Source organism: Helicobacter mustelae (assembly GCF_900476215.1).
GTDB lineage: Bacteria > Campylobacterota > Campylobacteria > Campylobacterales > Helicobacteraceae > Helicobacter_H > Helicobacter_H mustelae.
Genome location: NZ_LS483446.1, coordinates 484,682 through 497,774, shown reverse-complemented (window position 1 = coordinate 497,774; position 13,093 = coordinate 484,682). Strand labels below are relative to the sequence as shown.

Below are 13,093 nucleotides of genomic sequence, written 5' to 3'. Positions count from 1 at the left end.
GCTATTCTAACAAAAAAAACCTGAATTTACGTTGCTACTTTGTAACTTCCTAATAAGAAACTCCACCTGGTTTTCATTTTGAAAATCAATAATAAGGCTTTGTCTGGATATTTTTACTCTGAGATCCATTTCCCCTAGGATTTCTTGTAGTTTTTGCAGCTGAAGAGGCTTTGAAGAATCTGACATGCCCTTGCCCCGCTTGTTTTTTTTGAAATTTTGCACCATCTTTTCTGTGTCACTTACACTAAGCTTCTGCCCCTCCACAGAATGAAAGAGCAGCTCCTGATCGCCATCCTCAAGGCCTACGAGCATTTTTGCATGCCCCTGTGTAATCTTGCCATCAATGAGCGCTTGCTGCACCTCTGGCAACAGTTGCAAAAGACGTAGTGTATTGGTCACCTGAGTGCGAGATTTTTTGATCTTTTGGGCGAGTGCTTCGTGTGTGATGCCATATTCGCTGATTAATGTCTGATAGGATTTTGCAAGATCAATGGGATTGAGATTTTCACGCTGAATATTCTCAATCAATGCCAATTCTCCAAGTCTAGCCAAATCAATCTCTGCAACAATAGCGCGGATGCTATTCTTTCCCGCGAGCTTGCAAGCCCGTAATCTGCGCTCACCTGCTATCAAAATATAGTCTTTTTTGTCATTTTGACAGACGATGATGGGCTGCAACAATCCATGCTCAATAATGGATTCAGAGAGCTCCTTGATGCTCTCCTCCTGAAAAACCTTTCTTGGCTGGAAGGGATTTGGCGCGATGGCATCAATACTAAGATCAATAATCCTCTCACTGTGATCGCTGAGATGATTGCTATAGGCTCGCTCCACATCTCCTAATATCGCATCAAGGCCCCTGCCTAGGGCTAATTGCTTCTTTGCCATTATGTGTTACACAAAATGGATTGCGCCAGATTGCGATAGGCAACGCTGCCATTGGATTTGATATCATAGAGCAAAATAGGCTTCCCAAAGCTCGGGGATTCTGCGAGCTTCACACTGCGCGGAATAATCACATAGGGCTGATCGGGATCCTGGCTATTCTTGAATAACTTGGCGCTAAAATGCTGGGAAAGATCTGCAAACACCTGCTTGGAGAGATTGTTTTGCGTGGAATACATGGTCGGCAAAAATCCCTTGATTTTTAGCGTGGGATTGATGTTTTCTTGCAAAAGCTTGATGGTGCTAAGCAATTGCGCCAAGCCTTCCAGCGCAAAAAACTCGCACTGAATGGGTACAATCACAGAATGCGCAGCACTCAGGGCATTGATGGTCAGAGGGCCCAGCGCAGGAGGAGAATCAATGATAATGAAATCATAAAAATTCTCAATTTCTTGAATGCTTCTTTTTAGCAGCAGCTCCCTTCCCCTGGGCTTTTTATAGAATTCTTTCTCCAGTCCCACCAACCCTATATTAGAGGGCGCTAGATGCATGTGGGACATCTCCGTCTCACAAATAATCTCTGAGAGATTCTTGCTCCCCATCAACACATGATAAATGTCAAATTCAATATCACTGCGACGGAAACCAAGACTTGTTGTGGCATTGGATTGAGGGTCAAAATCAATCAATAAGACGTTTTTCTCAGCCAGTGCCAAGGATGCAGCCAGATTGACTGCGGTAGTGGTCTTGCCCACTCCACCTTTTTGATTTGCAACGGCAATAATTTCTCCCATTTCACACTCCAAAACTACCTAAAGCCATAGATTTTTTCACCATGGATGGAGATGGCACCATCATGCAGCAACTCTGCATCACAGAGGCTTTGAAGCTTCCCTTTATGATGAAAATAAAAGCTTGAGTTTTTATGAAATTCTAGCCTATATTTTCTAAAAGTTTCCTTCCATTGCAGGGGTTTTTTTAATTTTTCAAAAAATTCCTCCAAAAGCCCATTCCTCTCCAATTCCACGCCCAAGGCACCAAAGCTTTGGGACAAAAAATTCACCCCGATGCCACAGATCACAAAGCCCCTCTTTACATTCACTATCACTCCACCAATCTTCCTCTCTTCTAGATACAAATCATTGGGCCATTTAAGCCAAACCACAAAGCCTCTTTGCTCCAAAACCTCCTTGCACAAAAAGCCAAAAAAAATCGAGGCGCTCTGCAATTCCAAATCTTTTGGCAGAGTTTTTTTCTCCACGCAAAAGCTAAAATACAGCCCGCTCTCTACTCCCTGCCAAGCATTTCCGCGGCTCCCCACCCCAGCACTCTGATGCAACGCCACCACACAAGTTTCTGCCTGGGGATTTTCTAGCAGAAACTTCTGCGTAGAATCCAGCTCTTCAAAAACAAGGATCTTCACTCTAGCACCATACCCACTTGTAGACGCCTGCCATTGACATAATCCACTGCACGAACTTTTTGCTTATTGGGAGCCTGCAAAAATTTTATCCACACACTTCCCCTAACACATCCCACCGCGATTTTTTCTGTCGTGATCTCTAGGATCTCCCCTTTTTTGTGACTGCCCTGCTCCTCTCTGATTTCTATACCAAAGAGCTTTAACCCGCTTTGTAAAAATACCTGTGGCCATCCCTCATAGGCACGAGAAAACCTCTCTAGCTTTCTTGCATCCTCAAACTCCACTAATCCATTTTCTTTTTTGATCTTTTTGCAATAACTCGAGTGAATCTCATCCTGAGCAAGAGGGAGTAAATCCTCTCTGCATAGCACTTCTTTAATAAGCCCTGCACCCATTTGGGCCAATTTTTCACTAAGCAGGCCTAGTGAGATTTTGTGATCATTTTTACAAAGCGAGATGCCCAAAATATCCCCACAATCCAGCCCCTCTTCCATTGCCATGGCAGTGACGCCAAAATACGCATCATCCTGCAAAATCATCTCTTGGATGGGGCTGGCTCCTCGATATTTGGGCAATATGGAGGCATGAAGATTGATGCAGCGATGCGCCAAAAGCCTTGATGGCAAAATCTTACCATAAGCCACGACCACAATGACATCTGGCTTTAGTGCTGCGACTTTTTGATAGATCTCTTCATCAAAGCTCTCTGGCTGAAAAATAGGGATGCTAGGATGAGATTGCAAGACATAGGTCTTTGTTGGAGGCATTTGGATCTCTTGCTTCCTGCCAGAGGGTTTATCAGGCTGGCAAAATAGCCCCACTACTTCAAATTCTCCGCACACTGCCTCCAAAATCACCTTGGCAAAGAGGGGTGTACCCATGAATAGCACCCTCATAACTGCACATCCCCCCTGCACAGACTCTCAAAAATCAAATGCTTGAGAGCCTTGATATTGAGATGGGTGGCTGAGGAAATCGGCAAAATAAAGCGGGGTTGATCCTTTGGCGAGTCTTCCAGGCTAGAGATAAAACCACTTCCTTCAATGCCCTTGTATTCTTTGTAGGGATAGCCCAAATGAGAGAAAAACCTAGACACCAAATCCCCATCTTCTAAGCCATCCATCTTGCTCAAAACAATGCCAAAATTCCGCGCAGCAAGCTCACTAGAAAAGCGCCTTAGCTCATCTTTTAGATTTTTATATTGCGTGATTCCATCGCGATAAGAGGTCAGATCGATTACAAAGAGTAAAAATCTCGTGCGTTCAATATGACGCAAAAATTCTAGCCCAAGCCCACGGCCTTGGCTTGCTCCATCAATAATCCCAGGGATGTCAGCCATCACAAAAGAATGAATTTCATCCACATCCACCACACCTAAATTTGGGATCAATGTGGTGAATTCATAATTTGCAATCTCTGGCCTGGCATTAGAGAGGGTGGAAATCAGGGTGGATTTTCCCACATTGGGATAGCCCACAAGACCAACATCGGCGATGAGTTTGAGCTCTAGGCGCACATGGAGCTGCTTCCCCTCTAGCCCCTTTTGTGCATAACTTGGGGCCTGATTGATGGAATTTTTGAATCTCGCATTGCCAAAGCCACCCTTGCCTCCGCTAAGTACCCTTACCCTTTGCTTTTGGTCTGTGAGATCATAGAGCAGTGCATTGCTCTGTTCATCATAGACCATCGTACCCGCTGGGACCTTGATGATGAGATCCTCCCCGCGCTTTCCTGTGCAGTTTTTGCCCTGCCCTGGCTGACCATTTTGGGCGCGATAATGCCGCTTGCCTCGAAATTGTGAGAGTGTATCGCTATTTTCATCAATCACAAAATACACATCTCCTCCATCTCCACCATCTCCACCATCAGGGCCCCCGTTGATGACAAATTTTTCCCGTCGGAAGGAAACTGCCCCAGCGCCTCCCTTGCCACTAGAAAGTAAAATATCCACACGATCTACAAACATCTCTAACCCCTTGCCAATTTTTGCAATTCTAACAAAATTCCCCCCAACCCCCAAAGACATGGCCTCACCCTTTCATGCCTGGCACCAAACTTTGGATTTATGCAAGCCTTTGGATTTGACACAGATTTTTGGAAAATTCAAAGATTTAGCACGGATTTTTGCGTGATAAATTTTTGCGTGATAAAAAGAAGAATCTTGAAAAATCCTGCTATAATAGCGGCTTTAAAGTTTCTTTGTCACGGGGAGATGTCCGAGTGGTTGAAGGAGCACGCCTGGAACGCGTGTAAGGTGCAAGCCTTCGAGGGTTCGAATCCCTCTCTCTCCGCCATCTCTTACAAAATCTCATAAAACATCCGCAAGCCACATACAAAAGCTGCATTTCACATATTTTCGCATGTGCCAAACCTAGACAATCCTTAACTCTCTCACTCCTGGCATTCTTTTGTACCATGGCAGTGCATGCGCTACACCATTTTTTACGCGAAAACCACGCCAAACACAGCAAATTCCACCACCTTGGCTGTGCCCGGCCCAAGGTGGTGGAAAGGTCAAAATGCACGCTTCACATCAATTCGTGTTGAATTTATATTTCAAGCCAATGTTAGCATCCACAAAATATCGATCCCAAGAAATCTTAGCGCCCACACCAAAATTTAAAAAGAGATTACTTTTGAGCTCTACTTCACCCCCACCCATTAAAACTAGATAGGTACGGATCTGATTGCCTAGCTTATAAAAAATAGGAAATGCGGGGCTGCTGCCCAGATAGACTGGGGCTCTTGTGCTAAGATTGAAGACATATTGCGTAATCCCCGGGGTAAAATAAAAATATTTCTTTTCATCAGCGTATTTTCTAATCTCAGCAAACACAGAGATAGCCATACCTCCAGAATTTCTCGATCCCCCTAGGATGGGTATGGGTCCCCTGCCCTTTTGCTGAGTATTGTACTGATAGTACAGATCCACTGCGCCATAGGGCTTGATATAAAAACCTTTTTCAGAATCAATGGGGAAGACATAGCCATAGCGGGCAATGAGATTGGTAGTAAAGGTTCCAAAATGCACCTTTTGATGGATGGGGTTGATAGGTCGGAATTGTTGCACGCTATAAGCGAAGGTCTCACTTAGCACCACATCCACCTCATGGGAATTAATATAGGCTCGCATATAGCTTCCTAGCTCGAGATTGTGTGTGGTGGTGTTGTTTCCAGCAGTGAAATCATGATTGAAGCGATCAAGCATGCTATGGGAATAGGCATAGGCCATAAACCCACCCCACAAAATACGATCAAAGATCTTATCATAGCCCGCGCTAAATCCACCCAATGCATTATAACCATTGCCATAAAGCCCACCATATGCGCCGATGGCCTGAGCCCAGACATTATGATCATAATCAAAGCGATCAGAATAATTATACAAATCTCCATTATCCGCAAGTTTTTGCCCCTTGAGGGAGCGGATGAGGCGCGCAAATGCAGTATTGTAAGGACTAGACATCTGGGCCAAACGAGCATTAGTAGCAAGCGTAGAGGTAAAAATCAGTCTCTGGGATAGCTCTGTCATCTGTAGCACATTGTTTGAGAGCGCATTCAAGGAGTTATTGATGGTATTAAGTGTCCTTGCTACAGAATCTGCCACACCCAAATTCCCCGTATACTGCACATTTTGGAGATTCAAAAGCATATTGGAGGTAAGCGCGCCATTGCTAGCAGCCACGCTCTGCAAAATCGCCTTAGCATTGGGATTTGCATCCTCGATCATGCTCACGCCCCTAGCGGCATTTTCAAAGACAGGATTTCCAGAATCTTTTAGCTGATTGGCACGATCTTTGATGTTTTGAAACACCCCAAGAATTCCATGATCTAGCAGATTTTGAGACTTGATTGCACTAAATCCAATCACCGCACAGCCCTCCAAGGTAGAAAAATTACAGCTCCCACTTCCTTCTTTATAAATTTTGCTAAAAGTCACAAAATCCCCATACGTCACTCCACTTCCCTGCCAGCTATTTTGGAGATTGGGGATCTCAGAGCTTTTGCTTTTATCAATGACTGCTACGCCCTCACCTGGTTTTTGCCCGATGGTGATCTGGCCATTTTGTGCTTGTTCATGACCACTTGGGTCGCTGCTACTGCTTTGAGCAGCTGTTTCTGGGCCTGTGCCCTGAGCATTGAGACAGAATTTGGAATTGCTTCCACAAAGAGCAGCATCATAGTTGCCATAATCCTTTGAAGTGCCAGTGCTAGAGAGTCCTGAGCCAAAATTAATAATCATATTAAAGTCCTTGGCACTGGCAATTCTTTGACCATCGATTTGGATTTGCTTGGCGATAATGAAATTATACTGCTTATCAAGCAGTAGGGTATTGGTACCAGAGAGATTGCTTAAATCAATCACAAACTCAAAATCCTTACTCGGCGTGGTATTGCCTGATTTTTGGGTGGTGTTTGCAGTTTGGATATTGAAGACTCCACCGCTAAAATTTCCATTTTGTGCTGAGCCAAGCACGAAGAAGCCCCCTGTGTTATTGGCAAAACTATTATTAGCAAAACTCATGGTAAATGTATTGGGGGAATTTGACGCAGTGACGCCAGTAGATTTTGTGGCAGCTAGAGTGCTAGTCTGTTTTTGCCCCACCATCCAGGTCACATCTGCCATGGTATTTGTCGTCGTGTTATCTTTTTGCGTGAAGATGAGGAGTCGCGAGGCCCCCTGAAGGCTCAGATTGGTGTGATCGAGTGTTAGCGCAGAGGTCATTTTCCCAGTCCCACTTGAGCCATTAGTGGTGCTATCATTGAGCCCCACGAGGATGCGAGAGATCGCCCCACCACTCACATCCAGTGCCCCACCTTCAATCTTGAGGCTATGATAGATATATTTGTTCACATCCGCGTAATTGTTGTTTGGATCTTGGTAGCGATAGGAATCGATGGTGTTGATGGTACCACCACTGAGTTGCAAAATCCCCTCATTTGCCTTATTGTTTGAATTCGCGCCACTAGATTGGCTGGAACTAAGACCAATATTATTAAACACAATTTGCGTGGGCGCAATCTTTGTTTGACCATTATCTGTTGCATTACTAGGGGCTGATACATAGCTTTTGCCCTGCTGGTTTGTTGTCGGGTTAGCGAAATATCTCCCATTATAACAATAAGCACTCCCCACGCAATCCAGATTCAAAATCCCACCACCCTGCACGATCGTGATCCCTTTATTAATAAGGGCATGTGCGCGAATGATGGTGGTACCATTTTGCACGATAAATGCTGCACGTGTTTGATTTGCTTTATTTGCTGCCCATAGTGCGCCCTCTGTTTTCAATTCATTACTAGCACCTTTAGCAGCCACTGCACCTGCGCTAGCGCCATTGATGGGAGTGGTTGCAGGAGTGGGATCAAAGACTTTTTCTTTTTTATTTTCTGTGATGACTAGCGTATAAGCACTTGAGTTTGCATTTTCACCATTGATATCTGTGGCACTACTTGGCTGGGTGGCACGCGCATCAATCACGCCACCATCAGACACAAATACCCCCGCATTCACAAAGCCAATGATGGAATTCGCACCATTTGTAGTACTGCCAGTACTACCACTAGCGCTGCTCATGCTTGGAAGAGCTTGACCATTTTGGTTCATGCTGATTTTAGAAAGATCTAATGTCGCATTATTTTTAAGGATGAGATTCCCGAAGTTATACACCACACCAGCGAGAATCTGATTGTACCCGCCATCAAAAGTCAGGCTGCCCGCAGCTGCGGTTATTTTGGTGGTAAGTGTGCAATTGGTGAGATCGGTACAATTTTCCTGAGGATTGGTAATTTGTTTTCCTGTGGTAACAGTAGTGATATAGTCTGTGAGAATGACCTTTTTGCCCGCCGCATCGATACTGACATTGGGATTGACACTGGCGCCAAAATAACTCGTCTGACCATCCTTGGGATAGTAGGTCATGGAAGTACTAGAATCTTTACTATTGGAGGTGGATTTTGTGGCGTAATATTCTGGTACTCCCTTGATGGTAATGCTCCCCTGGTTGTAAAAATTCAAAATTCCATTGACAGTGGTGGAGCCAGAAGGACTGCTCACCAAAGCACTCCCGGTGGAGTTGCTAGTAGTGTAAGTGCGGGTGGCAGCAATTTGATTGCTTGTCAAATCCAGCTTTGCTCCTCCTGCGATGTTGATTGCTGCAAAATTATCAAGCTTAAAGCTGATCGTGCCACTTGGAGTGGCTTGTGCGGTTTGAACCAACGCTGCTGCTTGAGCCACTGGACCACCTGCGGGAGTGTTAGAGGCACCCAATGCCAAGACGGTATTTCGATCATCACCTGCGCCATTTCCCACATTAATGATCGTGGGATTGCTAGAGCTTCCTGTAAACAAAATAGTACTCGTGGGACTGGATGCCACCCCACTTCCCCCCTTTCCTCCTACCGCGCCTCCCGCACTTGCCGCGCTCTCTGCGACGGTAATGGTGAGCCTAGAGCCAATGAGCGCATCAAGCTTACTCGCATCTGTGGCCGCAACACCCATGACATTGATATTTTGTGAGCTAATTGAAAAGGTCGTATTTTGCGCTGGGGTCGCCACCGGAGTGCTGTCCAATGTCACCATTGTTGATGCAGAACTTTTCTGAACCCCAGATACCACAGGAGCTGATGATGCGATGCTAGGGGGTTTTATCTGGAATAAAATAGAGCTAGAATTGCTGACATTAGCAAACTGAGATCCCCCCATCAGAGAGCCGCTTGCGCCATTTCCCGAAGTAGACGTTGTGGGCGTGATACCGCCATTTTTGGCTGCTGCTATCGTGGTGGCTAGAGCTGCGATATTGATGGTGCCAGCGCTGCCTGAGTTGGTAAGATTGGCAGAAATGAGATTGAGTGTGGAGTTTTGGAGATTGATGGTACCCTGGTTATTCAGATCGATATTAAAAAAAATAGAATTTTTCTCCTGATTGCCTCCATTATCTGCTTGAGTGCTGACGCTTTTTCCTTGGGTGCCAGCGCTGCTGCTTGTTTGACTGATTGGCTGGGTGAGGCTACCTGGTTTATTGGCGTTGATGTTGGTGATGTTGATTGTGCCTAGATTTTGCACACTTTGTCCCGTAGCGATGGTGCCTTCCTTCGTCTGGCCTAGATTGAAAAACACTTGGCTGCTGTTGGTATTGGTGGCAGAGATGAGATCGAGCACTGCGCCTTTTTGCAGGGTGTAGGTGGCATTATTGTATTCGCTAGAGAAATTTAGCGTCGCATTCTTCTGCCCGCTACCCTTGATATCTGCCTGGTCGATGGCATTGGCATCAACCTTGATCACTCCACTCAAAAAAACATTCGCAAACCCCCCGGTTTGGCTATCCCCCTTGCCAATGGGACCAATGTAGAGATTGGATCCCGAAAAGACATTCGCACCATTGAGCGTAAAACTCACATAGGGCACAGGTCCATTCAGGATCATGAAATAGGAATCCGACTGCCCCTTTGTAGTGAGGTTTCCCTTGATAGAAATGTAGTTGAAAGAATTTAGGACTAAATTGTCATTATTCCCTGGGGCAGAAAAGATTGCAGTGGCCACCTGTGGGAGACCACTTGAACCAGACCCAGTTGTTGGTGGATTGCTTAGCAGGGAGAGGGTAGAACCTGTACTACTCTCTGCCCAAAAATAATTGCTTCCTTGTTTTAGTGGCACAGGCGTCGCACTTGAGGGAGGATTTGAAGGAGGAATTTTTTTGCCATCGGTGGTAAAATCATAAGCAAAGCTGATAGGATTGCCCCCGCCAGATTTGAAGGGCTGAGAGAGGTCGATATTGACATCTGTAGCAAACACACTCGTCAATAAAGAACTTAAAAGAATCGAGGGAATTTTAAATGTTTTTAACTTCATGGGAATTTGGTCCTTAGGTATTGATATGGAAGTATGATTCTCTAGAATTTTTGATCCGTTATTATAGGATATTTTTTACAGAGTTCGCTAAAATTTTAGCAAAAACAAGGGATTTTCATGAGTCAAAATTTTAGTCTATGGTGCGATTTTATCGAGAGAAATTTTTTGGAAAAGGAATTTGAAGGGCTTTTGAATCAGGGCGCATTTTGCGGGGCTACGAGCAATCCTGCCATCTTTGCCAGCGCGCTAAAAAATCCCATCTACAAAGAAGAGATCGCTAAGCTCAAAGGCCTTGGGGCCAAGGAGATCTATGAAAGTCTTGCCATAAAAGACATCAAAACAGCAGCAAGCAAGATGCTAGGGCTTTGGAAAAAGGACAAAGATACTGGCTACATCAGCCTAGAAATCGATCCCTTTTTGGAAGAAAACATAGCAGAGAGCATTAGTGAGGGCAAAAGGCTTCATACAATCATTGGCATGCCCAATGTCATGATCAAAGTCCCCGCAACAGAGGCAGGCTATGAGATTATGGAGGCATTGATGAGAGAAAACATCCCCGTAAATGCGACGCTAATTTTTACCAAAGAACAAACACAAAATTGCTTGGAAGCGATGCGTAAGGGCAGAGGCAAGGGGGATGTGCGCGGGGTGATTAGTGTCTTTGTATCCCGCTGGGATCGCAGGGTTGATGAGTTTTTGCCAAAGAAATGGCAGAGGAGGCTTGGCATCCTCAATGCCCAAGAATGCTATACATGGGCGTGTGCGCAAGGAAGCAAAGAGACGCGGGTGCTCTTTGCTTCCACGGGGGTGAAGGGCACAGGATGGGCAGAGGATTATTACATCAAAGCCCTGCTGCATCCCCACTCAATCAACACTGCACCCCTGCAGAGTATCGCAGCATTTCTAGAAAATGGAGGCAGTGGAAGCATCACTGGCACTCATGCACGCGTGCAAAATCCGCTAGAAAGACTAGAAAAACTACAAAACCATGCCCTCAAGGCACAAAATGAAGACCTCGCTCCCTATATCCCAGACCCCGACCAAATCCATGAGAGCCTCTCCTCCATCAAAACACTTTTGCAAGAGGATTTTGCGATCTTGGCCCAGGGGCTTTTGGAAGAAGGACTCTTGGCATTCAAAGAAGCCTTTGAATCCATGCTAAGAGAGCTATAAAATCCCAAAAAATTGGGGAAAATCAGAAGCAGGGAGAAAAGTAAAAAGCAAGAGAGAATAGAAAAATCGTGCTCCTAGCCTCGCAGCAAAAAGACTTAATAAATTCTGCCAATCCCACCAAGAGGCTTGGTGCAAGAATGTTGTCATGGTGCGAAGTTTTGCAAAATCTGCGTCGCAAAAATTTCAAAAAATCCAATCTATAAAAATCCAAGCCAAACTAAATGATAAAAAAACCCAGATCTCTCATGAGCATCTGCCCTCCCTCTAGGAGTAAAAATTCAAACCCAAGCAAAAGAAACAAAAGTAAAAATCCCTTCTTATTGCGTAGGATGATGAGAAAATGGGCAAATCCAAATCCCCTAACCGTGAAAGAAAATAGCACAAGCCCGCTGATACTTGATGCTAGCGCAAGACCATAGACACCTATGTATTGCATCAAAATAAGCGAGCACAATAGCCCTACAAGCAAAGAAATCCCAGAGCACAGCGCTACCACGCCTTGTTTTTTGTGAGCAAAAAGCCATAGGGCAAAGACTTTAGCAAGGCCAAAGGGCACAAGTCCTAGCAGATAGAGTGCAAAGACATTTGCCGCGATCAGGGTATCTTGGCGCAGGAATTTGCCCCGCTCAAAGAGCACATAAATCACCTCATTTTTGAGCACAATCCCTCCACACACACAAAGGCTTAGCAAAATCAGCAATACCCAAAAAGCTTTTTTCATCAGATCTCTGGCCTTGTGCTCCTCTAAATTTTTGATCGCGCGGGCTATGGTGGGAAAGAGGGCTGTGGAGATAGCGATGGCAAAAATGGCAAGGGGGAGCTGAAAAATGCGATTGGCATAATAAAGATAAGAGATGCTTCCTGTGGCTAAAAATGAGGCCAAAATCGTATCCAAAAAGGCTGCGATCTGAGCCGTGGAGCTTCCAAATAACGCAGGGAAAAATTGCTTAAAAAATCCCTTGGTGCTGGAGAAAAATTCCGCCTTTTTATAAGCCTTAAGCCTGCCTTGAAAAAGCGCCAAAAGATCCTTGCAACCTAGAATAAAAAGCCTGAAATATCTTGCTTGATAGAGTGGATAGAAATGCAGTAAAATCTGAGCTACACCCCCACATAGCACTCCATAACTAAGGAAATACACAATCTGCATTTTTTCCAAATCCCGCGCGAGAAAGAGAGAGAGGATCATAAAAACATTGAGCAGCACGGTATTGTAGGCATTGACCCAAAAAATATTTTTGTATTGCAGCAGAGTGCTAAAAAAAGTCGAGACAAACACAAGCCCCAAATACCAGAAATTAATCACCACAATGGGCTCTGTGAGGGCTAGCTGCTCTCTAGAAAATCCATAGGCAAGAAGCTTGGTAAAAAAGGGAGCAAAAAAATAAACACAAAGACTCAAAAGCAAAACACTAAAAAGAAAAATAAAAAAGGTGCTAACGATGAACATGCCCTTGCGCTTGGAGGAAATAAGGCTTGGCAAAAAGCTCTGCACAAAGGCCCCTTCACCAAAGATGCGGCGAAAGAGATTGGGGAACTTGAAAGCCGCAAAAAAAATATCGCTAAACATGCCAGCCCCAAGGATATTTGCCATCAATAAATCGCGCAAAAAACCAAAAATTCTGGAGAAAAAGATGCCACTACTATTGGTGAAAAAAGCCTTTTTTAACAAAAAAAACTCCTTTTTTGGAATGCAGTTATTTTCTTTATGTGCTCAAAAATTTCGCTCCAAGGCTTCACGATAAAAGCAAAATTATGGATGC

The 13,093-nt window shown here is 44.8% G+C and carries 8 protein-coding genes and 1 tRNA gene; 2 read left to right on the top strand and 7 right to left on the bottom strand.

The genetic code is table 11. The features are described from left to right. Window positions 1-6: 6 nt before the first annotated feature. The 5 genes from DQN48_RS02360 to obgE are packed head-to-tail and all read right to left on the bottom strand — an operon-like array spanning window position 7 to window position 4,274. On the bottom strand, window positions 7-888 hold the full coding sequence (locus tag DQN48_RS02360) for a ParB/RepB/Spo0J family partition protein (RefSeq protein WP_013022782.1): 882 nt from the start codon (window positions 886-888) through the stop codon (window positions 7-9). Next, window positions 888-1,679, bottom strand: a complete 792-nt coding sequence (locus DQN48_RS02355; protein ID WP_013022781.1) for a ParA family protein — start codon at window positions 1,677-1,679, stop codon at window positions 888-890. Before DQN48_RS02355 ends, DQN48_RS02360 begins: the two co-directional genes overlap by 1 nt. Before the next feature lie 14 nt (window positions 1,680-1,693). After that, window positions 1,694-2,308: a biotin--[acetyl-CoA-carboxylase] ligase gene (locus tag DQN48_RS02350; protein WP_013022780.1), complete on the bottom strand. Its 615-nt coding sequence runs from the start codon at window positions 2,306-2,308 to the stop codon at window positions 1,694-1,696. Then, window positions 2,305-3,204 carry a methionyl-tRNA formyltransferase gene (locus DQN48_RS02345; protein WP_013022779.1) on the bottom strand — a complete coding sequence of 300 codons (900 nt, stop codon included), beginning with the start codon at window positions 3,202-3,204 and terminating at the stop codon, window positions 2,305-2,307. The genes DQN48_RS02350 and DQN48_RS02345 overlap by 4 nt, the downstream gene beginning before the upstream one ends. Further along, window positions 3,201-4,274: a GTPase ObgE gene (obgE, locus tag DQN48_RS02340; RefSeq protein WP_041913274.1), complete on the bottom strand. Its 1,074-nt coding sequence runs from the start codon at window positions 4,272-4,274 to the stop codon at window positions 3,201-3,203. The genes DQN48_RS02345 and obgE overlap by 4 nt, the downstream gene beginning before the upstream one ends. Before the next feature lie 240 nt (window positions 4,275-4,514). On the opposite strand from obgE, the gene DQN48_RS02335 reads away from it, so the two are divergent. Continuing rightward, window positions 4,515-4,602 (top strand) — tRNA-Ser (locus tag DQN48_RS02335). Window positions 4,603-4,841: 239 nt separating this feature from the next. Here the strand turns inward: DQN48_RS02335 and DQN48_RS02330 are convergent. Beyond that, a complete protein-coding gene (locus DQN48_RS02330) occupies window positions 4,842-10,160 on the bottom strand; it encodes a hypothetical protein (RefSeq protein WP_013022777.1) in 5,319 nt (1,772 codons plus the stop codon). A gap of 117 nt (window positions 10,161-10,277) precedes the next feature. On the opposite strand from DQN48_RS02330, the gene DQN48_RS02325 reads away from it, so the two are divergent. After that, window positions 10,278-11,333 carry a transaldolase gene (locus DQN48_RS02325; protein WP_013022776.1) on the top strand — a complete coding sequence of 352 codons (1,056 nt, stop codon included), beginning with the start codon at window positions 10,278-10,280 and terminating at the stop codon, window positions 11,331-11,333. A gap of 217 nt (window positions 11,334-11,550) precedes the next feature. Here DQN48_RS02325 and murJ read toward each other — a convergent pair whose 3' ends face one another. Then, entirely contained in the window at window positions 11,551-13,002 is a 1,452-nt protein-coding gene (gene murJ, locus DQN48_RS02320; protein WP_013022775.1) for a murein biosynthesis integral membrane protein MurJ, read from the bottom strand. Window positions 13,003-13,093 lie beyond the last annotated feature (91 nt).

Excerpts from the sequence above, each read along its gene's own strand:
- DQN48_RS02325 (WP_013022776.1), top strand. The coding sequence starts at position 10,278 with ATGAGTCAAAATTTTAGTCTATGGTGCGATTTTATCGAGAGAAATTTT.
- DQN48_RS02355 (WP_013022781.1), bottom strand. The coding sequence starts at position 1,679 with ATGGGAGAAATTATTGCCGTTGCAAATCAAAAAGGTGGAGTGGGCAAG.
- obgE (WP_041913274.1), bottom strand. The coding sequence starts at position 4,274 with ATGTTTGTAGATCGTGTGGATATTTTACTTTCTAGTGGCAAGGGAGGC.
- DQN48_RS02345 (WP_013022779.1), bottom strand. The coding sequence starts at position 3,204 with ATGAGGGTGCTATTCATGGGTACACCCCTCTTTGCCAAGGTGATTTTG.
- DQN48_RS02330 (WP_013022777.1), bottom strand. The coding sequence starts at position 10,160 with ATGAAGTTAAAAACATTTAAAATTCCCTCGATTCTTTTAAGTTCTTTA.
- DQN48_RS02360 (WP_013022782.1), bottom strand. The coding sequence starts at position 888 with ATGGCAAAGAAGCAATTAGCCCTAGGCAGGGGCCTTGATGCGATATTA.